Source organism: Arthrobacter sp. TmtSoilC51 (assembly GCF_055388015.1).
Genome location: NZ_AP035877.1, coordinates 1,923,485 through 1,947,506, shown reverse-complemented (window position 1 = coordinate 1,947,506; position 24,022 = coordinate 1,923,485). Strand labels below are relative to the sequence as shown.

The 24,022-nt window shown below is 61.9% G+C and carries 21 protein-coding genes; 7 read left to right on the top strand and 14 right to left on the bottom strand.

What is annotated here, in order from left to right:
- Window positions 1-2 precede the first annotated feature (2 nt).
- The 10 genes from murD to dinB all read right to left on the bottom strand — a co-directional run bounded on the left by murD (window position 3) and on the right by dinB (window position 12,343).
- Window positions 3-1,592, bottom strand: a complete 1,590-nt coding sequence (gene murD, locus ACZ5G6_RS08870) for a UDP-N-acetylmuramoyl-L-alanine--D-glutamate ligase (protein WP_223936697.1) — start codon at window positions 1,590-1,592, stop codon at window positions 3-5.
- On the bottom strand, window positions 1,574-2,683 hold the full coding sequence (mraY, locus tag ACZ5G6_RS08865) for a phospho-N-acetylmuramoyl-pentapeptide-transferase (RefSeq protein WP_223936692.1): 1,110 nt from the start codon (window positions 2,681-2,683) through the stop codon (window positions 1,574-1,576). Before mraY ends, murD begins: the two co-directional genes overlap by 19 nt.
- Window positions 2,680-4,170 (bottom strand): UDP-N-acetylmuramoyl-tripeptide--D-alanyl-D-alanine ligase, encoded by a 1,491-nt coding sequence (locus tag ACZ5G6_RS08860; RefSeq protein ID WP_498690839.1) that lies wholly within the window; start codon window positions 4,168-4,170, stop codon window positions 2,680-2,682. Before ACZ5G6_RS08860 ends, mraY begins: the two co-directional genes overlap by 4 nt.
- A gap of 6 nt (window positions 4,171-4,176) precedes the next feature.
- Window positions 4,177-5,811 carry a UDP-N-acetylmuramoyl-L-alanyl-D-glutamate--2,6-diaminopimelate ligase gene (locus ACZ5G6_RS08855; protein ID WP_498690837.1) on the bottom strand — a complete coding sequence of 545 codons (1,635 nt, stop codon included), beginning with the start codon at window positions 5,809-5,811 and terminating at the stop codon, window positions 4,177-4,179.
- A 104-nt stretch (window positions 5,812-5,915) separates the two neighbouring features.
- Window positions 5,916-7,712 carry a peptidoglycan D,D-transpeptidase FtsI family protein gene (locus ACZ5G6_RS08850; protein WP_223936689.1) on the bottom strand — a complete coding sequence of 599 codons (1,797 nt, stop codon included), beginning with the start codon at window positions 7,710-7,712 and terminating at the stop codon, window positions 5,916-5,918.
- 42 nt (window positions 7,713-7,754) lie between these two features.
- Window positions 7,755-8,417 carry a cell division protein FtsL gene (ftsL, locus tag ACZ5G6_RS08845; protein ID WP_223936688.1) on the bottom strand — a complete coding sequence of 221 codons (663 nt, stop codon included), beginning with the start codon at window positions 8,415-8,417 and terminating at the stop codon, window positions 7,755-7,757.
- Complete coding sequence (rsmH, locus tag ACZ5G6_RS08840) at window positions 8,414-9,442, bottom strand: 16S rRNA (cytosine(1402)-N(4))-methyltransferase RsmH (RefSeq protein WP_498690831.1); 1,029 nt, start codon at window positions 9,440-9,442, stop codon at window positions 8,414-8,416. The genes ftsL and rsmH overlap by 4 nt, the downstream gene beginning before the upstream one ends.
- Before the next feature lie 138 nt (window positions 9,443-9,580).
- On the bottom strand, window positions 9,581-10,012 hold the full coding sequence (gene mraZ / locus ACZ5G6_RS08835; RefSeq protein WP_223936683.1) for a division/cell wall cluster transcriptional repressor MraZ: 432 nt from the start codon (window positions 10,010-10,012) through the stop codon (window positions 9,581-9,583).
- A 440-nt stretch (window positions 10,013-10,452) separates the two neighbouring features.
- A complete protein-coding gene (locus tag ACZ5G6_RS08830; RefSeq protein WP_223936680.1) occupies window positions 10,453-10,821 on the bottom strand; it encodes an SCO2097 family morphological protein in 369 nt (122 codons plus the stop codon).
- 241 nt (window positions 10,822-11,062) lie between these two features.
- Window positions 11,063-12,343: a DNA polymerase IV gene (gene dinB / locus ACZ5G6_RS08825; protein ID WP_498690827.1), complete on the bottom strand. Its 1,281-nt coding sequence runs from the start codon at window positions 12,341-12,343 to the stop codon at window positions 11,063-11,065.
- Window positions 12,344-12,417: 74 nt separating this feature from the next.
- Between dinB and ACZ5G6_RS08820 the strand changes: the two genes are divergently transcribed.
- Both ACZ5G6_RS08820 and ACZ5G6_RS08815 read left to right on the top strand, forming a co-directional pair.
- Window positions 12,418-12,987, top strand: coding sequence for a hypothetical protein (locus ACZ5G6_RS08820; RefSeq protein WP_498690825.1), 570 nt, complete (start codon window positions 12,418-12,420; stop codon window positions 12,985-12,987).
- The gene (locus ACZ5G6_RS08815) at window positions 12,984-14,078 is read left to right on the top strand and encodes a polyprenyl synthetase family protein (RefSeq protein ID WP_223936675.1); all 1,095 of its coding nucleotides are present in this window, start codon (window positions 12,984-12,986) and stop codon (window positions 14,076-14,078) included. Before ACZ5G6_RS08820 ends, ACZ5G6_RS08815 begins: the two co-directional genes overlap by 4 nt.
- Window positions 14,079-14,201: 123 nt before the next feature.
- Here the strand turns inward: ACZ5G6_RS08815 and ACZ5G6_RS08810 are convergent, their stop codons facing one another.
- A complete protein-coding gene (locus tag ACZ5G6_RS08810) occupies window positions 14,202-14,555 on the bottom strand; it encodes an Rv2175c family DNA-binding protein (protein ID WP_223936674.1) in 354 nt (117 codons plus the stop codon).
- Between the two features lie 261 nt (window positions 14,556-14,816).
- Between ACZ5G6_RS08810 and ACZ5G6_RS08805 the strand changes: the two genes are divergently transcribed.
- Complete coding sequence (locus ACZ5G6_RS08805) at window positions 14,817-16,151, top strand: lytic transglycosylase domain-containing protein (protein WP_223936673.1); 1,335 nt, start codon at window positions 14,817-14,819, stop codon at window positions 16,149-16,151.
- Window positions 16,152-16,226: 75 nt separating this feature from the next.
- Window positions 16,227-18,302 carry a Stk1 family PASTA domain-containing Ser/Thr kinase gene (gene pknB, locus ACZ5G6_RS08800; RefSeq protein WP_498690822.1) on the top strand — a complete coding sequence of 692 codons (2,076 nt, stop codon included), beginning with the start codon at window positions 16,227-16,229 and terminating at the stop codon, window positions 18,300-18,302.
- 75 nt (window positions 18,303-18,377) lie between these two features.
- On the opposite strand, the gene ACZ5G6_RS08795 is transcribed toward pknB, so the two are convergent.
- Window positions 18,378-19,781: a class II 3-deoxy-7-phosphoheptulonate synthase gene (locus tag ACZ5G6_RS08795; RefSeq protein WP_223936670.1), complete on the bottom strand. Its 1,404-nt coding sequence runs from the start codon at window positions 19,779-19,781 to the stop codon at window positions 18,378-18,380.
- A gap of 66 nt (window positions 19,782-19,847) precedes the next feature.
- Window positions 19,848-20,639 carry a lysophospholipid acyltransferase family protein gene (locus ACZ5G6_RS08790; protein WP_498690817.1) on the bottom strand — a complete coding sequence of 264 codons (792 nt, stop codon included), beginning with the start codon at window positions 20,637-20,639 and terminating at the stop codon, window positions 19,848-19,850.
- A gap of 109 nt (window positions 20,640-20,748) precedes the next feature.
- On the opposite strand from ACZ5G6_RS08790, the gene ACZ5G6_RS08785 reads away from it, so the two are divergent.
- Genes ACZ5G6_RS08785 through ACZ5G6_RS08775 form a run of 3 tightly spaced genes read left to right on the top strand, consistent with a single transcriptional unit; the run spans window position 20,749 to window position 22,884 of the window.
- Window positions 20,749-21,537 carry an alpha/beta hydrolase gene (locus ACZ5G6_RS08785; RefSeq protein WP_223936666.1) on the top strand — a complete coding sequence of 263 codons (789 nt, stop codon included), beginning with the start codon at window positions 20,749-20,751 and terminating at the stop codon, window positions 21,535-21,537.
- On the top strand, window positions 21,534-22,337 hold the full coding sequence (locus ACZ5G6_RS08780; RefSeq protein WP_223936665.1) for an alpha/beta hydrolase: 804 nt from the start codon (window positions 21,534-21,536) through the stop codon (window positions 22,335-22,337). The genes ACZ5G6_RS08785 and ACZ5G6_RS08780 overlap by 4 nt, the downstream gene beginning before the upstream one ends.
- A complete protein-coding gene (locus tag ACZ5G6_RS08775) occupies window positions 22,324-22,884 on the top strand; it encodes a hypothetical protein (RefSeq protein WP_498690813.1) in 561 nt (186 codons plus the stop codon). Before ACZ5G6_RS08780 ends, ACZ5G6_RS08775 begins: the two co-directional genes overlap by 14 nt.
- 60 nt (window positions 22,885-22,944) lie before the next feature.
- Here the strand turns inward: ACZ5G6_RS08775 and ACZ5G6_RS08770 are convergent, their stop codons facing one another.
- Entirely contained in the window at window positions 22,945-24,003 is a 1,059-nt protein-coding gene (locus tag ACZ5G6_RS08770) for an ROK family glucokinase (RefSeq protein ID WP_498690811.1), read from the bottom strand.
- Between the last annotated feature and the right edge of the window lie 19 nt (window positions 24,004-24,022).

Below are 24,022 nucleotides of genomic sequence, written 5' to 3'. Positions count from 1 at the left end.
TGCTACTCCTCGGTGGTCTGTGCCTGCCCTTCCACGAGCTCGCGTACTGCCTGGACGAAAGCGTCGCCACGGTGAGCGTAGGAAGAGAACTGATCCATGGATGCAGCCGCTGGGGCCATGAGCACGGTGTCACCTGGCTCAGCCACGCCGGCTGCTGCCTCCACAGCCTGGGCCATGATGGTCTCACCGAAAATCGGCGAGGAGGCGTTACCGTCCGCGGTCTGCACACTTTCAGTGTCGCCCTTGGGCTGCGCTATCACCGGGACATCCGGTGCGTGTCGCTGGAGGGACGCTTCCAGGGCCTCCGTATCAGTGCCGATGAGCACCACGGACTTCAAGCGGGCCGCGTGCTCCTTGACGAGGTCGTCATAGTTCACGCCCTTGGAGAGCCCGCCGGCAATCCATACCACGTTGTGGAAAGCGGAAAGAGCGGCCGAGGCAGCGTGGGGGTTGGTGGCCTTTGAATCATTAATCCATAGGACGTCGTTGTGTTTGGCCACGAGCTGGATACGATGCGCGCCTGGCAGATAGTTGACCAAGCCCTGCCTCACGGCGACAGGCTCAACCCCATAAGCTCGCACGAGGGCTGCGGCGGCCAAGGCGTTGGCCACCATGTGGCGGGGTGCCACTGGCCCAAGATCGGAGATGGAGGCGAGTTCGGCGGCTGAGTCCTTACGCTCTTCGATAAAAGCGCGGTCAACCAGCAACCCGTCCACGACTCCCAACATGCTGATGCCAGGCGTGTTCGTGGTGAATCCGATCGCGCGGCAACCTTCCACGACGTCGGCGTTCTCCACCATGCGTTCGGTTTCGATTTGGTCGGCGTTGTAGATAGCTGCTTTTTGGGTGTTCTCGTAGACCTTGGCCTTGTCCGCAAGGTACGAGGTATAAGAGCCATGCCAGTCCACGTGGTCTTCTGCGACGTTAAGGCACACGCTGGCTACCGGAGACAACGATTGGCTCCAATGCAGCTGGAAGCTGGAGAGTTCCACCGCAAAAGCGTCGTACTCCACTGGATCCCTGAGCGCGTCAAGGATGGGCGTGCCTACGTTGCCCACCGCGATGGCTTTGAGTCCGGCTGCCTGCAGCATGGATTCGGTCATGCCCACCGTGGTGGTCTTGCCGTTGGTCCCGGTGATGGTGAGCCAGTCAGCAGTCTTCCGGCCGGCACGTTCGCGGACGCGCCATGCCAATTCGACGTCTCCCCACACGGGAATGTGCTTGCGCTTGGCAGCGGCCAGCAGGGCCTGGTCGGGACGCCATCCCGGCGAAGTCACAACGAGTTCCGGCTTGTTTCCGTCGATGAGCGGCAGAACCTTGACTGCTTCTTCGCCGAGCAGGACATCCACCGCGCCCACGATTTTCAAGGTGTCCGCTTGTGCCTTGGCTTTGGCCGTGGTGGCGGCATCCACCACAACAACCTTTGCGCCAAGTTCGATGAGCGTATCTGCGGCAGCAAAACCGGATACGCCAATCCCCGTCACCACCACGCGCAACCCGCTCCAGTCGGCGTCCCAGCTGGTGAGATCCTTGAGCCGGTCGTTGGCCGACGGCGCGCTCTCCTGGTTTGCGTTCACAGCAGTACCACCCATTCAGCGTAGAAGATTCCAAGACCTGCAGCCACGAAGAGCCCCGCCAGGATCCAGAAGCGGACAACAACCGTGACCTCCGCCCATCCCTTCAGTTCGAAGTGATGTTGGAGCGGGGCCATCTTGAAGACGCGTTTGCCACCTGACAGCTTGAAGAAACCCACCTGGATGATGACAGAAAGGGTGATCAGGACGAACAGCCCGCCGATGAAAGCCAGCAAAAGTTCCGTGCGTGACAAGATCGCGAAGGCGGCAACAGCGCCACCGATTGCCAGGGAGCCGGTGTCCCCCATGAAGATCTTGGCCGGTGAGGTATTCCACCACAGGAAACCCACCAAGGCCGCGCTCAGTATTGCCGCCAGGAGCGCCAGGTCCATGGGGTCCCGCACTTGGTAACACCCACTGCCAGCCTCACGGGGCGAACCGCAGGCCTGGTTGTTTTGCCAGATTCCCATGATCGTGTAGGCGCCGAACACCATGATCGATGCTCCCGACGCAAGGCCGTCCAGGCCGTCGGTCAGGTTCACGCCGTTGGTAGCTGCGGTGATGATGAGGTTGGACCAAACAACGAAAAGGATGGCCCCCAGGACGGTACCGCCGAAGGCAAGGTCCAGCCAGGGAATGTCGCGGACAAGGGAAATCTGTGTGGAAGCCGGACGGAGTCCGTCCTCGTTGGGAAACTGCAGCACAAGAACGGCAAAGATAATGCCAACTGCGGCCTGCAGGATCAGCTTGGCGCGGGCATTCAGCCCCAGGCTGCGCTTGTTGGAAATCTTGATGTAGTCATCCAGGAAGCCAACAAAGCCCATTCCGACCATGAGGAACAGCAAAAGCAGGCCGGAGGCGGACGGGCCGGGAGAGCGCGGGTTCATCATCCACATGATCAAGTGAGTCACGAAGTAGCTGATCAGCACCGCGGCAACAACCACCGTTCCGCCCATGGTGGGCGTGCCGCGCTTGGTGTGGTGCGAGGTGGGTCCGTCGTCGCGGATGAACTGTCCATAACTCTTGGTCACCAGGAACCTGATAAACAGCGGCGTCCCTATCAGGGCCACCAGAAGAGCGACGCCGGCGCCGATCAAAAGTGCAATCACAGCAGCTCGTTCCCTTCGCTTGCGGCATCTTCAACCGCGCTTTCCCCGGTGGGCTCGGCCCGTGGGGGTAATGCTATCCGATCACCCAAATGCCTCAGCCCCACGCCGTTGGAGGACTTGAACAACACCAGGTCTCCGGGTTGCAGCTCTCGTTGCAGGAGTTCGTAAGCTTCTTCGGCTGTTTCCGTGAACGAACATTCGTCCCCCCACGAACCTTCCTGGATGGCCGAAATATATAGGGCCCGGGCTTCGCGCCCCACCACCACCAGCCTGGAAATGTTCAAGCGAACCACTTGCGTGCCCACGGCAGTATGTTCCCGGATGGAATCCTCTCCGAGCTCGAGCATGGCGCCAAGGACAGCCCATGTCCGCCTGCCCTGGCCAAGATCAGCGAGGGTGCGCAGTGCAGCCCGCATCGACTCGGGATTGGCGTTGTACGCATCGTTGATGATTGTGACACCGTCAGGGCGTTCGGTTCGTTCCATGCGCCACCTGCTGGCAGCAGACTGTGAACTAAGCGAGGAAGCAATGTCTGCCGCCGGGATGCCCGCGGCAAACGCTGCAGCAGCCGCCGCCAACAGGTTCGTCACGTGATGGCCGCCGATCAGGCGGCTTCGGACGTGAACGGAAGGGCCGCCGTCGGGCAGTACAAGTTCAAATTCGGGGTGGCCCTCGGCGTTGACCACAACGTTGCGGGCCTCGACGTCCTCGTTGGTCGCCGGGGAGGCACTAAAGCCCAGGACCCTGGCCGTGGTCCTGGTCTTCATGGCGGCAACGCGGCCATCGTCCAAGTTCAGGACTGCCGTGCCGTGCTCACTGAGCGCTTCAACGAGTTCGCCCTTGGCCGTGGCGATGTTCCCGACACCACCAAATTCGCCTGCGTGGGCCGTGCCGACCACCAGCACCACACCAACATCGGGCTGCACCATCTCAGCGAGATACTTGATGTGGCCGATGCCAGTGGCGCCCATCTCGATGACGAGGAACCTGGTCTCCGTATCGGCAGCAAAGACCGTCAGGGGCACGCCGACCTCACCGTTGTATGAACCCTGCGGCGCAACCGTGGGCCCCGCCTGGGACAACACACCGGCAAGGAGGTCCTTGGTGGTGGTCTTGCCGGCAGAACCAGTTATGCCGATCACCGTGAATTCCTCGCCGCGCTGCTCCCGGGCAGAGCGGATGCGGCGGACGGCTTCGGCAGCTAGGGCCCCCATAGCGAGGACGGCGTCGTCAACGACGACGGCGGGATACGGCTTGCCATCGACGTCGGTGACAGCGCGTTCTGCCAGGACCAGGACGGCACCCCGCTCGAAGGCAGCGTCAACGAAGTCATGGCCATGTGCGTGCTCGCCGGGCTTCGCCACGTAGAGCGAACCAGGTGTGGCTTCCCGGGAATCAGTAACGACGGACGTGGGCACGATGTCCCCGTCTCCGGTTAGGCGGCCGTGGGTGATGTGGGCGATATCCGCCGCAGTAAGTGCAATCATCTCGGTTTAGGACTCTATCCGCTGGTCCGTTGAAACGCTGAATCCCCTGGATGTCAAGGCGGCTCGCAATTCCACTCTGTCGTCCAGGGCCAGGTTGACGCCCTTCACCTCTTGCCATACCTCGTGGCCTCGACCTGCGATGAGGATAGTGTCCTTTGCTGTGGCCAAGTCGACTGCGAGTCGGATAGCGGCATCCCGCGGCGAGGATTCGATGATTTCACAGTTCAGGTTCCCGGCCTCACGGGCTGCGTGGGCACCACCAAGGACCTCTGACCGGATAGCCGCTGCATCCTCATCATGGGGGTCGTCGTCACTGACAATGACGATGTCTGCCAAGCGAGCGGCGATGGCCCCCATCGTCGGACGCTTGCTTTGATCCCGTTGCCCGGTAGCCCCGAACACCACGATCACCCGCGAGCCTTCTTCACGCGACCGGACAGCCTGGAGTGCGCGGGCCAGTGCATCAGGATTGTGGGCAAAGTCAACCACGGCGGCCGGCGCAGTGGAGATCAGTTGCATGCGTCCAGGAACGGCAACGGTAAAGGGGTCATGGGCATCGAGTGCGGCCTGGAGTGCCTCTACGTCTGTGCCCGATGCCAGGACCATAATGGTAGCCAGGGCGGCGTTCGCAACGTTGAAGTCACCCGGCAGGCCGGTGTGTACGCGCAGGATACGGCCGTCTGCATGCCGCAGTTCAAAATCGGTGCCGAGTCCACGGGCGGTGGTTGAGGCGACGGACCAGTCCGCCGGGACGCCTTGCGTTGCAGCCAGGGTGGTGACCGGGATGTCCGCTGTTCGCGCCAGCTCGCGGCCCCACTCGTCATCGACCATCACCACAGCCTTGCGTGCCCGTCCGGCGGTGAACAGCTCCGCCTTGGTACGGAAGTACTCGTCCATGCTGCCGTGCAGGTCCAGATGGTCCTGGGTCAGGTTCGTGAACCCGGCGACGTCGAACATCACAGCGTCCACCCGGTGATAGGCAACGGCATGGGAGGACACTTCCATGGAGGCCGCCTCCAGCCCGCGTTCCCGCATCTTGGCCAGCAGTGCATGGACGTCGGTGGACTCCGGCGTGGTCAACAGGCTCGGAATAGGATCTCCGCCGGCCAGGATCTCGATCGTTCCGATGAGCCCCGGCGTTTTGCCCAGGGCACGGAGCAAGGAGTTGATGAAGTATGTCGTGGTCGTTTTGCCGTTGGTCCCGGTCACGCCAAACAGCGTCGGGAACCCGCCGTCGTCCGGTTGGCTGCGGTAGATCAGGGCCGCCAAGCGCCCGACGACGGTCCGCGGCTCTTCGACGATAAGAACCGGTACGGGCTGCTCGCCTGCCAGCGCAAGCTGCCGCGCCCCGGCGTCGTCCGTGACAACGGCGACTGCGCCGGCGTCGACCGCCTGCGGGACGAAGTCAGCACCATGGCGCGAGGCCCCAGGCAAGGCCATGTAAAGATCACCCGGTTCAACGGCCCGGGAGTTCAGCGAGATACCCGTCACTCCCCTGCTGTCGCCGTCCTCCGGGACGGCGACACCCAACGCTTCTGCAAGGGTGGACAAAGGCACGGCAGCCACAGATGCCGGGCGGAAGCCGGATGTGCTTGCCTCCGGCGTCGCGGCGTGGGAAGCGGCCTCATTGTGCTCTGACACGTGGTTCTCCGTTGATGCTCGGTGGAACGACCGGCTTGGGGCCAGCGGCGCCCAGTCGGTAGTGATGGATCAAATTCTTTGGCCGAAACAGACGCCCAAGAAGCTTACTTGACGAACTGCGGCAGGCGCGCGGGGGTGCCGGTGGATGGCGCCACGTTGTAGGTCCTGAGGACCTGGGACATGACGGAACGGAACACCGGCCCATTGGTGATGCCGTAGATATTTCCCCTCGGACGCTGCAGGACGACTTCCACAATGAACCGGGGGTCATCCATGGGCGCCATGCCCACCATCGAGGCCGTGTAGCCGTCGAAGCCTGCAAGGCCATCCTCGCGGGGCGCCTGTGAGGTTCCTGTCTTGGCGCCCACCCTGTAGCCATCAATGGCTGCGTCCTTGATCTGCCCCTCGGTCACTGCGCTTTCCAGGATGTCCCGCATTTGTTGGGCAGTTTCCTTGGACACCACCTGCCGGGACTCTTTGGCGGGAACCTTCTGCTCTTCACCCTCCGGGGTGATGTAGCTATCGATGAGCCTCGGCTGCAACATCACACCGTCGTTGGCGATCGACTGGAAGGCCCGCACGGTCTGCAGCGTGGACTGCGAAACGCCCTGACCGAACAGCACCGTGTATTGCTGGCGTTCATCCCACTGATCGGGCTTGGCGAGGATACCCGTGGCCTCCGCGGGAAGGCCAATATCCGTTTGTTCGCCGACGCCAAATTTCTTCAACCATTCGTAGCGCTGCTCTTTGGTCAGCCTGCTCCCGGCCATGACGGTACCGGTGTTCATGGACCAGCCCAGGATTCCGGCCAGCGTGCGTTCTTCGGTGCCGTGCTCGAACGCATCGGTGAACGTCTGGCCATCAATGGTGTAGGACGGTGGGATGGTGAAATGGTCCAGCGGGAAGGACTTACCTTCCTCGATCACCGCAGAGGCAGTAATCATCTTCTCGACCGACCCGGGCTCGTAGGCGGCCGTCACAGAACGCACACCCCTGTCCTTGGCATCAACTTTTCCGGGGTCGTTGGGGTCCGGAGCGTTCGTGTCCGCCAAGGCAATGAGGTTGCCCGTCTTGGTGTCGATCACAATGATCGAACCCCACTCGGCGTTCATCTTGTTGACCTGGCTTTGGATAGCCTGCTGTGCGAAGTACTGGATGTCCGTGTTGAGGGTCAGCTTGACGTCGCTTCCATCCACTGCCGGCGTGAGCTCATCGGTAGCCACCGGGATTCTGAGGCCATCGGCACCGATCTCGAAAACGCGCTTGCCCTCGGTACCCCGGAGAACTTCGTCCTGGGTTTGCTCGATGCCCGCCTGGCCCGTGGTGCCGTCCTGGAGGAATCCCACCACCCCGCCGGCCACACTGCCGTTCGGGTAGACACGCTTACTGACGCCTTCGGCAGCTACACCGGGAATATGCAGCTTGGAGATTCGGTCTTCAAGCTCGGGTTTCACATCCTTGGCCACCGTGAAGTACTTCTTGTCACCGGTCACCGACTCCCTGACCTTGGCAGCGTCGGCACCAAGGAGCGATGCCAACTCGGAGATCCCTTGGTCGCGCGAGACCGTCTCTACTTCTTCAGTCTTCTCGTTGTACCGCTTGAATTCAGCAGTGGCAGTGTTCAGGACCTGATCCACAACGATGTTGTAGCGGATGACGCTGCTGGCCAGGACGGTACCGTTGGCGTCCAGGATCCTGCCGCGTTCGGCTGGCAGTACCTGTGGCGTGAGGCGGTTGGCAAGGGCGGCTTCCGCCATGCCACCGACATCAAGGCCTTGGACCATGAAGAGTTTCCCGCCCACCACCAACAGCAGTGTCAGCATGATGCCAAGACCAACCCGGAGCCGCTTCCTTGCCGCCGGCACCTTCGTCTTTTTTGATTTGCCGGGGTTTTGCGCCACGTTGATTCCTTGCTGCTGGCCTTGCTTCGGTGATCTTGCGGGCTAGTGCCCTGGTGCCTTCTGCTGGGGAGCGGGAACGGATCCCCCGTGAAGCTCCGCGGGCGCGGCTGCCGGGGTTGCCGGCTTGGCAGCAGGCGCAGCCGATGTGGCCGCGGGCGCTGCAGGTGTTGCCGGCTTGAGGTTCTCCAATGGATCCCTGGTAGTCACCGAGGGAACCACATCAAGCTGGCCAGCAACGGCCGGAGGGGCGATCACGGCCGCGGGGTTGTCTCCCTTGACAGCCGGGGTTGCCTTTCCGGTGACCGCCATGGTGTTCAGATCAATCTGGCCCTTGACGGTGGACTGTACCATTCCCAATTCTGCAGCCTTTGCAGCCAGATTCTGGGGAGCCTCGAAGTTCTGCTTCTTCTGTGTCAGGTCCTGGTTTTCCTTGTTCAGCGTGGCTGCTTCAGATTTGAGCTGCACCAACCGGTACTGGGCTGTGGATACGGAAATGTTCAGCACGAGCACCGTCAGCAGTGCAGCCGCCATGACCACGAAGCAAAGGACAACAAACGGAGTACGCCGCTTCCCTGGGGCGCTGCGCACAAGCGAGAGCGGCGTACGCACCCTGCGACCGGCGTCAGGCTTACCGGCCGGAGCCGGGAGTGCCCGGGCGGTGTTGCCCACCACGGAGGGCAGTGTCTTCGCTGCGGCGGTGCTCATGCGACTCTCCTTGGCTTGATGCGCTCCACGGCCCTGAGTCGGGCAGACGCCGCGCGCGGGTTCTCGGCAATTTCTGCGGCCGTGGGCACTTCCGTGCCCTTGGTCAGCGTTTTCAGTTCGGGTTTGTGTTCTTCGAGTTCAACGGGGAATCCGAGCGGAGCAGAGGACTTGGATCCGGCCTGGAAAACGGCCTTTACGATCTTGTCCTCCAGCGAGTGATAGGACATGACGACGATCCGCCCGCCCATTGCGGTCGCAGCGACGGCGGCCGGAACGGCCCGTTCCAGGACATCGAGCTCTTCGTTGACCTCGATACGCAGCGCCTGGAAGGTCCGCTTTGCCGGGTGGCCACCACTCTTGGCGGCAGCAGCAGGTACTACACCACGGATTTGCTCAACGAGTTCTCCGGTGGTGGCGAAGGGCTTCTCCGCGCGGGCGTTCACAATGCGATTGGCAATCCTGCCGGCAAACTTTTCCTCACCCCATTTGCGGATGATGCGAACCAGGTCTTCTTCGCTGTAGTTATTGACGACGTCCGCCGCTGTCTGTCCGCGGCTGGTATCCATCCGCATGTCCAGTGGCGCGTCATAGGAATAGGCGAAGCCGCGTTCACGCTCATCCAACTGCAGGGACGAGACACCCAGGTCCATGAGGATGCCGTGGACTTCCGGGATGCCGAGATCGGCAAGGACGTCCTCGATTTCGTCATAGACCGCATGAACCAGATCCGTGCGGTCGGAGAACGGTTCCAGCCGCGCGCCGGCCAAGGCCAACGCTTCCTCATCGCGGTCGATCCCCACGAGGTGCAAGTCCGGGAAGCGCTGCAGCATGGCCTCGGAGTGGCCGCCCATGCCCAGGGTGGCATCGATAGCGATTGGAGTCTCACCTCTGGACCGCGCCGCTTCGAAGCCGGGGGCGAGCAAGTTGATGCAGCGGTCCTTCAGGACGGGCACGTGGCGCTCAGATGTGGGCTTTGCCGCGTCCTGCTCTTCCACGTTGCCTCCTCTTTCCTCAATCGCTTGCATTCAGTTCCTTGGATCGGATCCCCATCCGCGCCTATCGTTCCGCCGGCCTGGCTCAGGGGAAGTTGAGCCAGGAAGACAGTTCGATGGGCGGCTGGAGATCCCATCCAAGAACCAGGGCCAGGGCCCCATCCGACCCGGCTAGATGAACCCAGGCAGATTGTCGTCGTCGGTTTCCGAGAAGGCTGCTTCCTTCTCGGCGAGGTATTCATTCCAAGCCTCGGCGTCCCAGATCTCCGCACGGGTGCCGGCACCAATAACTGCCAATTCCCGGCCAAGCCCTGCATAGGCCCGGAGCGCCGGTGGAATCGTCACGCGCCCCTGCTTGTCAGGTACCTCGTCAGAGGCTCCAGACAGAAAAACCCGAATGTAATCACGAGCCTGCTTGGAGGACAGTGGTGCCTCCCGCATCGATTCGTGAATGCGCTCGAATTCCTTCTGGCTGAAGACGTAAATGCAGCGTTCCTGACCCCTTGTGAGAACCAGGCCCTCGGCAAGCTCCTCGCGGAACTTCGCGGGAAGTATGATCCGGCCTTTTTCATCAAGGCGTGGGGAATGGGTGCCAAGAAACACCGGCCCACCGCCCCTCAGTCAAGGTGCCCGTTCATACCCAACACTGCCAATACCCTCTTATGCGCTCCACTTTACTCCACAAAGCCCCACAGTCAACGCACGTTCGGGCGTTTCTCCACCACTTTGAGTTTCGACAGCCGCGTAATCGCGCGGATCCAAGCGCGTGGGGGGAAGTGGAGGACTAAGGGAAGGCCTGGAGTGGCTCCGTGCGCCTGGGTGGAATCAGCGCCAAGGCTGGTCGCGCTGCGGATCCATAGCGGGCTGCCAAGCCTCCGGGGGGTGGAAAGTGGAGGACAGCGTTGTTAAACGCAAAAAGACCCGCCAACGGGTCTTTTTTGTGTCCCCTGCAAGTCAGGGGCGTGCACCATTTACTGGCACAGGTAATTAAGGAAACGTCGCTTCGAAAGGATCCAGTTCCGGGTTAATGCAGGTAGCCACGCTCAATTGTCGTCGCGGCGACGCTCGTCCCAGCGCTCCTCAAGGTTGCTCATGAACGAACTCTTGGACTTTGGTTTTCCGGTTTTACCCTTCCGGGCCTTGCCGAACGCCGCACCCCGAAGAGTCGCGAAGTAGACACCCGCGCCCATCACGACGAAGCCGAGGACACCAACGAAAATCTGTTGGAGTGACACGCCGACAAGCAGCAAGAGAATGCCGGCGATGGCACCGAGTACACCAATTATCACGTGCCGGGTTGACCAGCTGCGGATGGGATCCGAACCCATGGTGTTGGCAAACTTCGGATCGTCCTCATGAAGCTGCTTCTCAAGTTGCTCAAGCAGCTTCTGTTCATGCTCCGAGAGGGGCATCGCGACCTCCTTTAGTCAGCCAGCGTCTGGACGAATCGCGGCCTGTGCGTCTGCTTCCAAAACGAACGGGCCAAGAAAAGCGTTCCCAAAAAATTTCCGCTTTGTTAGCGGACATCCCGGGACCGACTGCTCAGGAAACAGCTGTCCAGACGATCTAAATATCTGTACTAATTAGGATAGTTTGTCGGACGCTGTTCTGAAAGACGCGTGGAAGGCACCTGCCCGGCATCGCAGGGCTGGCTCATTGAGCGTCAGGAGCCTTGCCCGGTTCCAGGAGCTTGCCCGGTTCCAGGAGCCTTGCCGGGAGCAGCGTTTTGGAGCCGAAGCGTTCCGCAACGCGGTCAAGGGCCTGTTCCGCGGCCCGCCAGTTGTCATCCCGCCGGTCAAGGCTGAGCTGCATGGACGCTTGGTCCGCAGGTTCCAACTGCTCCGCGCGGACACCTACAAGACGGACGCTCATGGAGCGGGTTCCCAGGGACTCAAGTAGTTGCACGGCCACTTGGTAAATCAGCTGGGCGCTGTCAACGGGAGTGTGCACCGTCCTACTGCGGGTCACAGTGGAAAAGTCGGCGAATCGGATTTTCAATGCCACGGTCCGGGCCAGCATCCCCGAACTGCGCAGCCGTGCCGCCGTGCGATGGGACAACCTCAGGAGCTCCCTGTTCAGCAAGGCGTCGTCTGCGGAGTCTGTGGTGAAGGTCTCCTCCGCCCCGATGCTCTTTTCCAGCCTGGTGGGAGTGACTGGCCTGGGATCCATCCCCATGGACAGTTGGTGCACATGCTCTCCGCTGGCGCCAAGGACCTTTTTCAGCGATGCCACAGGCGTAGCCGCCACGTCAGCCACTGTCCGAATGCCCAGGCGAGCCAGTACCTCGGCCGTCTTGCCGCCGACGCCCCAGAGGGCATTGACCGGCAGGCTGTGGAGGTAAGGAATGGTGTCCTCGGCGTCGATCTGGAGAATGCCGTCCGGCTTGCAACGGGTGGACGCGATCTTCGCCACAAACTTGGTCCCGGCAATCCCCACGGAAGCGGTGATACCAAGTTCAGTCCGAACCCGACGGCGGATGAGGTGGCCGATGTCCAAGGGCGATCCGAGCCGCCGGATTGCACCGCCGACGTCCAGGAAGGCCTCGTCAACGCTCAGGGGCTCCACAAGATCCGTGATGGACGCGAAGATCTCCATGAGCTGCGCGGAGACCTCATAGTAGAGCTTGTGGCGGGGGTGGATGATGACAGCGCCCGGGCACATGCGCATGGCAATAGCCATGGGCATCGCCGACTTCACACCTGTGGCCCTGGCTTCGTAGGATGCCGACAACACTACGGAACGTTCAGCAGGAAAGCCGACGATCACTTGCTTGCCACGCAGTTCAGGCCTGCTACGCAATTCCACGGAAACGAAAAACGCGTCCATGTCCACATGCAGGATGCTGGTTCGCCGCTGTTCCCGCAGGGCATCTTGAGCGCTGCGGGCTGGCTCGCGACCCGCGCTTTGGGCGCTACCGAATGCTTCCTGCCTCACAACGGCAATACTATGCCCGGCCACTGACTAAACTGGAGGCACAGTCCCCCGTCAGCCCAAGGAAGGATACCCCTGTGAAGCTCTTTGGAACTCCTCAATCGCGAGGGTTTGCCCTGCTCGCAGCGAGTGTCGCCCTGGCGGTCTCCGCCTGTACTCCGTCCCCCAGCAGCCCGGCGGCCACATCCGGATCGGGGAACCCCTCTGATTCCGCCACGGCAGCGCCCTCTTCCCCAGCCACTTCCCCGTCTTCGTCACAGACTCCTGGCTCGTCCGGTTCAGCCGTACCGGCACCCGGTGCGACGGCCACAGTCGGCGCACTGGTCCCCGGCTTTCCGGAACAACTCATCGCTGTGATGCCCAAGACGTCGGTTCGTTCCAGCAGCTACGACAAAAACGCGTCTCCTGCCACAGTTGCCCTCGTGGGAACTGTCAAAGCTCCGCCGGAAAGCGTGGTGGACTACTACAAGACCTCGCTTGAAGCCCAAGGATTCAAGGTTGTTCCGGGCGCCCAAGCCGTAGGAAACGTCACGTCGATCGACTTCATTCGCGGTGACGGTGAAACAGTAAATGTGTCTGTAAGGCAAAAGGAAGGCGTTTCCACATTCACCATTGGCGCCAACGTGGCGGCCGGGTCCGTCAAGTGACGCCCGTTTCCCAACTCCACACGGAGCAACACGAGTTTATTGGCGGCGTAGCCGGGAAGTTGAACGAGTTCCTGGCGGTCCAGCAGGACATGATGGCCACGATTTCACCGGATGTCGCACCTTTGATGGGGTCGATATCGAATCTCGTCACAGGCGGAAAGCGACTTCGTGCGCTGATGTGCTACTGGGGTTGGCGCGGTGCGGGCGGCACGGCAAGGGACGCGGACATCTTGACAGCCGGTTGTGCCCTCGAACTTTTCCAAGCTGCGGCCCTGATCCATGACGACATCATTGACCGTTCCGATACCCGCCGCGGGGGTCCCAGTGTGCACCGTCGCTTCAGCCAACTCCACGAGGCCAACGGATGGGCCCTGGACAATGAACGGTTCGGGCATGCAGCGGCAATCCTGACCGGCGATCTTTGCCTCTCCTTCAGCGAGCAATCCTTTACGGAAATAGGTCCCAGGGCAGCATCCGGAAGCGAGGCCCGCCGCATATTCAATCTCATGCGTGCCGAGGTGATGGCCGGGCAATATCTGGACATCCTTGAGGAAGTAGCTGGCCCTGTACGCGATCGCGCGGGTTCAGTGGAACGGGCCACCTCCATCATTCGCTATAAGTCCGCAAAGTATTCCACCGAGCATCCTTTGGCGTTGGGCGGAGCGTTGGCAGGCGCCTCAAAGGAGTTGCTGAAGGCATATTCAGCATTTTCATTGCCGCTCGGCGAGGCCTTCCAACTACGTGATGACGTCCTGGGCGTTTTCGGTGATCCCGAAACAACGGGAAAACCTGCGGGGGATGACCTCCGCGAGGGCAAACGGACTGTGCTGGTTGGATTTGCCATTAACCTGGCTCCCACGGATCAAGCGGCATACCTGGACGAAATGCTGGGAAAGCAGGATCTGGGCGAGGACGAAGTCTCCAGAATCCGCCATATTATGGTCCACTGCGGAGCCCTTGACGCCACAGAGTCGTTAATTGCCGAGCTGAGCGACCAAGCGTTTGCGGCTCTGGAACAGCTGCCGCTGGAAGAATTACCGCTCACGGCACTGCGCCAACTGGCTGAGGCGGCTGTCAGTCGGGCCGCTTGAGCGGGCTTATTCCAATTGACTAACGGGGCTATTCCCACTGGTTGAGACGACGACGGCGGTCAGGAACCGCCGTCGTCCGCTCTTTAACTGCTTCTAACGGAATTCAGGCTGCCCGTTAACCAACTACCAAGCGAGGGACTGGGCGCGACGCCGAATCTCCGTCTTGCGTCCTTCGCGCAACGCATCGATAGGCCGTCCCCGCAATGAATCGTCGGGCGTAAACAACCACACGATAAGTTCTTCGTCGTTGTAACCAGCATCGCTGAGGACCGCAATGGTTCCCTTCAAGCTGTCCACGACGTGTCCATCCTGGATAAACAACGCCGGGATCGACCGGATATTCCGTTCTCCCCGCCTGATAGCCACGAGCGCGCGCTCATCCAGCAGTCCGTGGACTTTGGTGATGGAAACTCCCAGCAGCTCGGCGACATCCGGCAGCGGCATCCAGTCGGAAACAAGGCTTTCTACATTACTCACGGAACAAGGTTGCCACGCCGGGCTGCCACTCGCCTAGCCGGAGTGCGACGGCGGTCCCTGCGGGCGGGCGAAAGTCACCTTTTCATGCGGATGAATTCGGCGAGGTGATTTCCGGACGGCGGGAATTGTTGTGCCGATTGAATAAGTGTGAGAGATTCACACTGATCACACTTGCATCATTGATAACATCAGTAACATTGGCAACACTGGTAACAGCGGCAACACAAACCTATTCCCGCTGCTGAGATGAGGACACACTCCATGACGACGCCCCGCTCGCCGAAACGAACCATGAGCATGCCGGTAATTGCGGCAACCACGGCTGCGCTTCCCGCTGTGGTTTTGTCCTCGCTTGCCTTGGCCCAGCCAGCCATGGCGACGCCGGCACCTCAGCCCCGCAAGGTTCCCGCCACCCTCGCTGCAGCCATGCAGGCCCAAGCGGCCAAAGCGGGAAACGTCATTCCTGCCCAGGCGGTTGCCGCAACGCTTCCTGCCGCCCTGCAGCCCATGGCCCCCTCCGTGCCGGACACGTACAAGATCGTCCGCGGAGACACGATCAGTGCCATTGCGCGGCGCTTCAACCTGGACACGTCCGCTGTCCTGCAGTTGAACAAGCTCACGGCAACAACGCTGATCTACCCTGGCCAGACCATTAAACTGACAGGCACCGCTCCGGCCGCCCCTGAACAGTCCCCGGCCCCGGCCCCGGCTGCACCCTCAAACGCCACCACCTACACTGTGGTTTCCGGGGATACGCTGGGCGCCATCGCTGCCCGGCACGGAGTACCACTGTCCAGCATCTTCAGCTGGAACAACCTCAGTGGCAGCTCCATCATCTACCCTGGCCAGAAGATCAAGGTCAGTGGCGGCTCTGCACCGTCAGCTCCCTCGGCTCCTGCACCGGCGCCAGCGGCCACCCCGGTGGCCAGCACAGGTTCCTACACCATCAAGGCGGGCGACACCCTGAGCTCGATTGCGTCGCGTCACAACGTATCGTTGTCGGCGTTGATGAGCGTCAACACAGTTTCTGCTACCACCGTGATTTACCCGGGACAGAAGCTGACCATCCCGGGCACCACGTCACTGCAGCCGGCCGGGGAGACCAAGCCACTGGTGCCGAGTTCATTCCTCGGCTTCACTTACCCGCCGGCGGTGGTCAGCTCGGCGAACGAGAACAAGGCGCTGCTGAACGCTTCGCCTGTCCCCAGCCGGGATGAAATGAAAACGATCGTGGCTGATACAGCCCGCCGAATGGGAGTCAGCCCGTCATTGGCATTGGCATTTGCCGAGCAGGAATCCGGCTTCGACCAGCGTGCGGTCTCCCCAGCCAACGCCATTGGCACCATGCAGGTCATTCCTTCCTCCGGGCAGTGGGCATCTGATCTGGTGGGGCGCAAGCTCAATCTCCTGGATCCGTATGACAATGCGACGGCCGGCGTCGCGATCATCAGGGCACTTGTCGCCACCAGTAAGGATCTCGACAACGCCATCGCCGGTTATTACCAGGGGCAGTACTCGGTCAGCAAGTACGGCATGTACGACGACACCAAGCGCTACGTCGAATCGATCAAAGCCCGGCAACGCACTTTCGGCTAAGCCGCCCCAAGCACCTTTGGACGAGGCCCGGATCCCCGCGGATTCGGGCCTCTTCCCTGCCTCGTTTAGGATCGTATGGTGCAAGAACCAACGCAGGACCACCTCATCGGGACCACTGTGGACGGGCGCTACCACGTCCGCTCACGGCTTGCGAGGGGCGGGATGTCCACTGTTTACCTGGCCACGGACCAGCGCCTGGAGCGCGACGTGGCCCTCAAAGTCCTGCACCCCCATCTGGCCAATGACGAGACGTTCCTGGAGCGACTCAGCCGCGAGGCCAAGGCCGCCGCGAGCCTTTCACATCCTCATGTTGTCAGCGTGCTGGACCAAGGCGAGGACGGGCACATCGCTTATTTGGTGATGGAGTATGTCAAAGGCCATACGCTTCGTGACGTCATCAACCAGCAGGGAGCGCTTCCACCGCGCTTGGCCCTGGCTTTGATCGATCCGGTCATCGAAGGTTTAGCGGCAGCCCACGGCTCAGGGCTCATCCATCGCGACATCAAGCCCGAGAACGTCCTGATAGCCGAAGACGGCCGGATCAAGGTAGGCGACTTCGGATTGGCCAGGGCTGTCACGGCCACCACAAGTACCGGTGCCTTGATCGGCACGGTCGCTTACCTGGCTCCCGAATTGGTGCTCGGCAAAGCAGCTGATGCCCGGAGCGATGTCTACTCGGCGGGCATCATGCTCTACGAGATGCTCACGGGCAAGCAGCCCTATGCTGGCGAGTCGCCGATCCAGGTGGCATACCAGCATGTCAATGCCGTGGTTGGCCGCCCTTCCGAGGCCGCTCCCGGACTTGCTGAAGACCTGGACGAACTCGTTCAGTGGTGTACTGCGGTAGATGCCGAGAACCGGCCGGTGGACGGCTCTGCCTTGCTGTCCGAGTTGCGCCACATCCGGACCTCCCTCAGCGACGAGCAACTGGACCATAGGCAGCCGTCCTCACGCCCGCTCTCCCCCGCCGGTTCCGCTGCGGCGGTCAGCTCGCCGGCCAATCCCCAGGAAAATCCAACCGAGGCCCTTGCCACGTCAGCGTCGCCCACCGAATTCATTTCCCACCAGAGCAACCCGACAACCGTCATGGCAGCGTCTGGAACGTCAGCGCGGCAACCGCTCAATGCCGCCCTGGCCCTCCCCGGTGTGGACGATGACCTGCGTCAACCCGGCAAGCGGGAGCAGAAAAAGCTGGAACGGCAGCAGGCTAAGGAGCGGGCCCGGGCTGCCTCCACCCCAATGCGTCCCCTGCGTGAAGGCAATCCCCGCCGCCGCGCTGCTATTTGGACGGTCGTGATCGTGATCCTTGCGCTGCTGGCAGGTTCTGCCGGCTGGTTCTTTGGCATGGGCCCTGGGTCTCCCGGCACCGTTCCGGACGTCAAGAACAAAACCGTAGCTGAAGCCCAGCAACTCCTGCGCACAGCAGGATTCCAATCCGAGCCCCAGGACGTGTTCGACGACGACGTCCAGGCTGGACTCGCCGTCGGGACGGAACCCAAGTCCGGGGAGGTGGTGCGGAAGTTTCAACCCATCGCGCTATTCGTCTCGAAAGGCGCACAACTCTTTGCCCTGCCTGGGCTGGCAGGCGGGACGTTGGATGAAGCAAAGACAGCGCTGAATGCCGCCCAAATGACCCTCGGCACCGTCACTGATGCATTCGACGAAAAGATCCCAGCAGGCGTTGTCATCTCCCAGGACCCCGCCCAGGGCAAGGAAGTACGCCACGGCACGCCGGTTGCCCTTGTGGTGTCCAAGGGACCCCAACCCATCCCTGTCCCCGATGTGCGCGGCCTGCCCCAGGACGCAGCCGTGAAGGCCATCCAGGATGCTGGCCTGAAGGCAGTCATTGCCCCAGAGACGGTCAATGACAAAACCGTGCCCAAGGGCGCCGTGGTGGCACAGACGCCTGGCAATGGCACACTTGTCCGCGGCGAAACAGTGACCCTTACCGTCTCCAAGGGACCCAAAATGGTCAAACTCCCCAATTACGTTGGCCAGCCGGCCAAGAAGGCCGTGGAGGAGCTTGGCAAACTGGGTTTCGAAGTCAAGATCACCAATGTCCTCGGCGGTTTCTTGGGAATCGTCCGCGACCAGAGCCCAGCAGGCCCAGAAGCGCCGGAAGGTTCAACCGTTAACCTAACGGTGGTCTAGCCGTTCCACCCTAGCGCAGACTATAGAAACTGGGGCGGTCTGGATTCGTCCGGACCGCCCCTTTTCTTGTATCTACTACCTCTTTGAGAGGGCGCCTGCCACCAGGAATGCCATCTCGAGGGACTGCATGTGGTTCAGACGTGGATCGCAAACGGACTCATAGCGGTCCAGGAAAGCGTCCTGATCGATGGGATCTGCGCCACCCAGGCACTCGGCGACGTCGTCGCCGGTCATTTCGACGTGCAGGCCACCCGGCACCGTACCCAGGGAGTGGTGTACTTCAAAGAATCCACGTACTTCATCAATCACGTCGTCGAAGTTGCGGGTCTTGTATCCGTTGGGCGAGGTCACTGTGTTGCCGTGCATCGGGTCCGTCACCCAGAGTACCTGGGCACCTGAAGCAGTGACGCGCTCGACGACGGCTGGCAGCTTCTCGCGGATGTTCTTGGCACCCATGCGGGTAATGAATGTCAGGCGGCCGGGCTCGCGGTTCGGGTCCAGTTTGTCGATAAGGCGCAGGGCGTCGTCACCACTGGTGGTGGGGCCAAGCTTGACGCCAATGGGGTTCCGCACACGGGACAGGAAGTCCACGTGGGCATGATCGAGTTCGCGGGTCCGCTCGCCAATCCAGAGGAAGTGGGCGGAAGTGTCGTACGGCAGGCCGGTACGCGAGTCGATGCGAGTCAGGGCTCGCTCGTAGTCCAGCAGCAGTGCCTCATGGCTGGCGAAGAACTCAACACGCTTGAGCGCCTCGAAGTCAGCGCCACACGAGTCCATGAACATGATGGCACGATCAATGTCACGGGCAAGGGACTCATACCGGGCATGTGCCGGGTTCTCCGTGAAGCCCTTGTTCCACTGGTGGACCAGGCGAAGATCTGCGAAGCCGCCCTGGGTGAACGCCCGGATGAGGTTCAGGGTGGACGCCGAGGTGTGGTAAGCCTGCAGCATCCTGCCGGCGTCGTGCGCGCGGGACTCCGGTGTGAAATCGTAGCCGTTGACGATGTCTCCGCGGTACGCGGGAAGCGTCACGCCGTCGCGCGTTTCATCGTTGGACGAGCGGGGCTTGGCAAACTGGCCTGCCATCCGGCCCATCTTGATCACCGGCATCGCCGCACCATACGTGAGCACCACGGCCATCTGGAGGATCGTTTTGACGCGTGCGCTGATCTTGTCGGCCGTCGCGGCTTCAAAGGTCTCCGCACAGTCTCCACCCTGCAGAAGGAAAGCCTTGCCCTGGGCGGCCGCAGCCAAGCGCTCCCGTAGTACGTCCACCTCGCCGGCAAAGACCAGCGGCGGAACGACGGAAAGTTCCTTAACGGAGGCCTTGAAGACTTCTGAGTCAGACCACGTGGGCTGCTGGGAAATAGGCAGGTCCCGCCAGGCGTCGAGCCCGGGGTAATTTGCGGCCCCGCTCTGGGCGGTGCTGGCGAGTGGGTCTACTACAGGGGTTGCGGTGTTCGCGGTTAGCTCAGTCACCCTTCAAGAGTAGTAGCCTCCGCCAAGGTTGGGGCACTGCAGGCGTAACTGTCACTGCCGGATGCGTCACAGTGCCCCGCTGCCTGCTCCCCCATCCTCCTTGGGTTCGTCCTTGTCATCGGCAATGTCTGAAGGTGCCTCCTCGGCTGCCTTGACTTTCCCTACCGTCCCAGGGCCTTTGCCATCCAACCGGGCCTTGACCACTGCGGCATATTCGTCCACATACTCCTGGCCGGAAAGCCGCATGAGTTCGTACATGATTTCGTCAGTTGCGGCCCTTTGAATGAGCCGGTCATCCTCCATGCCGTAGTAGCGGCTAAAGTCCAAGGGCTGCCCGAAGATCACGCCGATACGCCGGATGCTCGGCAACCTCTTGCCAATGGGCTGGACCTTTTCCGTGCCGATCATGGCTACCGGCACCACAGGGACCCGGGTTTGTAGTGCGAGTCGTGCAACACCTACCTTGCCGCGGTAGAGCTTGGCGTCCGGACTCCGGGTGCCTTCCGGGTAGATGCCCAACAGCCCACCGGAATTCAGGACGTCCTTCCCGGCTTGCAGGGATAGCTCCGATGCGGCGCCGCCGGAACGGTCCATGGGCAACTGGTTGCTCAACCTGAAGAACAGCGCGGTCAAGCGGCCCTTGAGGCCCTTGCCGGTGAAGTACTCGGACTTGGCAAGGAAGATCACCGGCCGATCCACCATCAGGGGAAGGAAGATGGAGTCCGAGAAGGACAGATGGTTGGACGCCAGGATTGCGGGGCCGTTTTCGGGGACGTTGTCCAGCCCTTTGACCCATGGCCTGAACAGGAGCTTGAGAACAGGACCAAGGAAGATCCTCTTCATGACCCAATAGAACACGTTTGTCCTCTCACGGCCGTTTTACTGGCGTCCGTCCGGGCTGCTCGGCGGCACTCAACAGCAACCCTACTCCAGTGAGAAATGTCGCGAAGAGTGACACGATGGAGCCATGACGGAACGCAACCAACCAGCCGCGCCGCTCGCCTTCCACCATTCCGGCCACGGAGCCAACGCTTCCACCGGAGTAGCCATCTGCCACGGATTTACCGGTAGCCCGCTGAGCATCCTGCCCTGGGCGGAGTACCTGGCCGGTCAAGGCTTTGCGGTTTCAGTTCCCTTGCTTCCCGGTCACGGAACCAGCTGGCACGATCTTGCTACCACCCGCTGGCAGGACTGGTACAAAACGTTTGAGCGAAGCTATCTGGACCTTGCCGCCAAGACCGAAACGTGTTTCGTGGCAGGTTTGTCCATGGGCGGGGCCGTGGCGCTCCGTGTCGCTTCACGGCACGATGTTCCAGGACTGGTCCTGGTGAACCCGGGGTTGAGTTTCTATGACCGCCGGGTGCGGTACGTGGGAGCGCTCAAGTACGTCATGCCGACCACCTCGCCCATTGAGGAAGAACAACCGACGGCGACCGCCACTGACGACGGTGACTACTCGAAGACGCCGTTGAAGTCCGTGCATGAGCTGAAGAAGTTGTTCCGTCAAGCAACCCGCGCACTGCCGCAAATCCAAGCACCCGCGCTGGTCTTCAAGTCTTCGATGGACGGTGTGGTCCCGCCCAGTTCCGTGGCCATGATCACCAGGCATATGGACCCATCCCGGCTCAAGGTGGTTACCCTCCCGGCCAGCGGCCACGTGGCCACCCTGGATGTGGATGCACCCACCATCTTTGAAGAATCAGCCGAGTTTTTCCGTCAGCATGCCATGGACAGAGTAGCCTCAGAGTCATCATGAAAATGCTTCCCGATTTCTCCCCGTTCCTCAGCAACTGGACTGGCTCCGGCCCCCGCGTTGGTGTCGTCATGTCGCACGGGTTCACGGGAAGCCCGCATAGCGTCCGGCCTTGGGCCGAGCACTTGGCAGCGGCGGGATATGCCGTCAGGGTTCCGTTGCTCCCCGGTCACGGAACAACCTGGCAGGATATGGCCACCCGTTCATGGCGCGAATGGCACCGCGCTGTTGACGATTCCTACAGGGAACTGGCTGGCGAATGCGATTTCGTTTTCGCGGCCGGGCTCTCCATGGGCGGCACGCTGGCGCTGCGCATTGCGGCGACACGGCCTGTGGCCGGCACCATCGTGGTCAACCCGGGCTTGGTGCTTGATGACCCGCGAGCTGTCATCGTTGCTGCACTCAAGTACGTCATGAAGAGCACTCCGGCCATCGCCAATGACATTTTGAAGCCCGACCAGGACGAAGGGGCGTATGCCCGTACCCCGGTTGCGGCGGCCCACGAGTTGAAGAAGATGTATAAGGACACTGCCGCGATGCTGCCGCGCATTACATCGCCCGTCCGGGTCTTCCGATCCACTGTGGACAATGTCATCTCCAACGCCAGCCTTGAATTCCTCCGGGCACGGGTCCAGGCTCCCGTTGACGTCACGTACCTCGGCAACAGCCATCATGTTGCGACCCTTGACAACGACGCCCCTGAGATCTTCGCGGGAACTGTCGACTTCATCCAAAAGACCATGGCGGCCCTGGCCGGCGACGGGTCTTCCCTCGAGAAGGACAAAGCCGATGAACAGGCCTGATCCCAACTCTGCCGATCAGAGCGCCAACAAGGATGACGACGCCATCTGGTTGGATTTGGTGGCCCGGCTGGAAGCAACGGAATCGTCGACGCTCAATGATGCCCCGGAACGGGGTCGGCAGGGACCTGATGGGGCAGGAGCCGGACCAGCCAAGGAAGACGCACCAAAGGGCTTCAAGGACTTTGATCCGCTGGGACTGTCGTCTCCGGCCGCGGCAGCAACGCCTGATGCCCAAACAGCGGACGGGGGACCCGAAGAATTGGAAGGCAGGTCCCTGGGTCCCCGGGATTTCGAGGTGGACGATGACGACGACGGCTTCGTCCCCGAGGATCCTCCCAGCCTGGTTGGAACCGAGCCGCTGACCATGCTGGCATGGATCGGTGCCGTGGGTGGGCCGCTCGCGCTGCTTTTTACCGCGATGTTTTGGCGTTCGGCACCCTTGGTGGCCATCCTTGGCATAGTGGCGGCCTTTGCAGCTTCCGTCATCTACCTCATCATGCGGCTACCGCATGAGAAGAATGAGGACGACGACGGCGCACGCATCTAAGTGCCCCTGCCGGCTGGACTGGTCATGGGCAGCCGACTGGCCTGGTCACGGGCCGCCGGCCTAGTTATGGGCACGGCCACTGACCCGGGAAAGGTCTGCAGCGCCAATCATGCCGGCACGGGGCCCCAGGGCGGCAAGCTCAATCCTTGCCATCGGACGAAATCCGCGGCCCGTAAGGTTTCTGGCGAATGCCTCACGAGCAGGCCCGACAAGCAGGTCCCCGGCGTCGCACAAACCGCCGCCGATCACGAACATGCCCGGATCCAGGGCCGCGGCGAGGTTCGCCAGCCCCAGGCCCAGCCATTCGCCCTGGTCCGCCAGCAGTTCCCGCGAAGTGGAATCCCCTGCAAGAGCCAAGGCTGTGACTGCAGCGCCCGTGATGCTCTCCTCCACACCGCCCGCCCGTTCCAGGAGTGCGCGGCCCTCAGGCGAGTTGGTCCGCACCAATTGGCGGGCTTCACGGCCGAGTGCGTTGCCCGACGCGTACTGCTCCCAGCAGCCGCGGTTGCCGCATTCGCAACGATGTCCGCCCGGGAAAATGATCTGATGGCCGAATTCGCCAGCCACGCCGTAACGGCCGCGCTCTACCCGCCCGTCCATCACCATGGCACCCCCGATGCCCGTGCCCAAGGTGATGCACACCAAGCGGCTCTCACCCTGGCCGGCACCAAAGCGCCACTCAGCCCATGCGGCCGCGTCGGCGTCGTTTGTCAGCAGAACCGGCCTCCTCAACAGAGTCTGGAGGCTTTCCCTCAGCGGCTCATTACGCCAGGCCAGATGCGGACTGAACAGGACCGTACCGCCGTCGAGGTCCATCCAACCCGCAGCGCCAATACCCACGGAGGCAATCCGGTGGTCCGCGCTGAGCTCGTCGACCAGTTCCACGATTGTCTGCTCCACGGCCCGGGGGTCGGCACCGGGCGTGGACCTGCGTGCCTCAGCAAGGATCCTGCCCTCGGCATCGACTACGCCGGCAGCTACTTTGGTGCCGCCGATATCGATGCCGATGGCAAGCCCTCGCCTGCCCAAATGACTCCTGCGCCCAGCCCAGGGAACGTCCTTCAAGGCAGCGACGGGCGGCCGGGGCCGGGCACGGGAACTGGACCGTAGTGAAGGCATCCCAACATCCTATTCTGCT

Excerpts from the sequence above, each read along its gene's own strand:
- ACZ5G6_RS08780 (WP_223936665.1), top strand. The coding sequence starts at position 21,534 with ATGAAAATGCTTCCCGATTTCTCCCCGTTCCTCAGCAACTGGACTGGC.
- ACZ5G6_RS08775 (WP_498690813.1), top strand. The coding sequence starts at position 22,324 with ATGAACAGGCCTGATCCCAACTCTGCCGATCAGAGCGCCAACAAGGAT.
- ACZ5G6_RS08860 (WP_498690839.1), bottom strand. The coding sequence starts at position 4,170 with ATGATTGCACTTACTGCGGCGGATATCGCCCACATCACCCACGGCCGC.
- murD (WP_223936697.1), bottom strand. The coding sequence starts at position 1,592 with ATGGGTGGTACTGCTGTGAACGCAAACCAGGAGAGCGCGCCGTCGGCC.
- ACZ5G6_RS08785 (WP_223936666.1), top strand. The coding sequence starts at position 20,749 with ATGACGGAACGCAACCAACCAGCCGCGCCGCTCGCCTTCCACCATTCC.
- ftsL (WP_223936688.1), bottom strand. The coding sequence starts at position 8,417 with ATGAGCACCGCCGCAGCGAAGACACTGCCCTCCGTGGTGGGCAACACC.
- ACZ5G6_RS08770 (WP_498690811.1), bottom strand. The coding sequence starts at position 24,003 with ATGCCTTCACTACGGTCCAGTTCCCGTGCCCGGCCCCGGCCGCCCGTC.
- ACZ5G6_RS08830 (WP_223936680.1), bottom strand. The coding sequence starts at position 10,821 with ATGCCCCTCTCGGAGCATGAACAGAAGCTGCTTGAGCAACTTGAGAAG.
- pknB (WP_498690822.1), top strand. The coding sequence starts at position 16,227 with ATGGTGCAAGAACCAACGCAGGACCACCTCATCGGGACCACTGTGGAC.
- ACZ5G6_RS08805 (WP_223936673.1), top strand. The coding sequence starts at position 14,817 with ATGACGACGCCCCGCTCGCCGAAACGAACCATGAGCATGCCGGTAATT.
- rsmH (WP_498690831.1), bottom strand. The coding sequence starts at position 9,442 with ATGCAAGCGATTGAGGAAAGAGGAGGCAACGTGGAAGAGCAGGACGCG.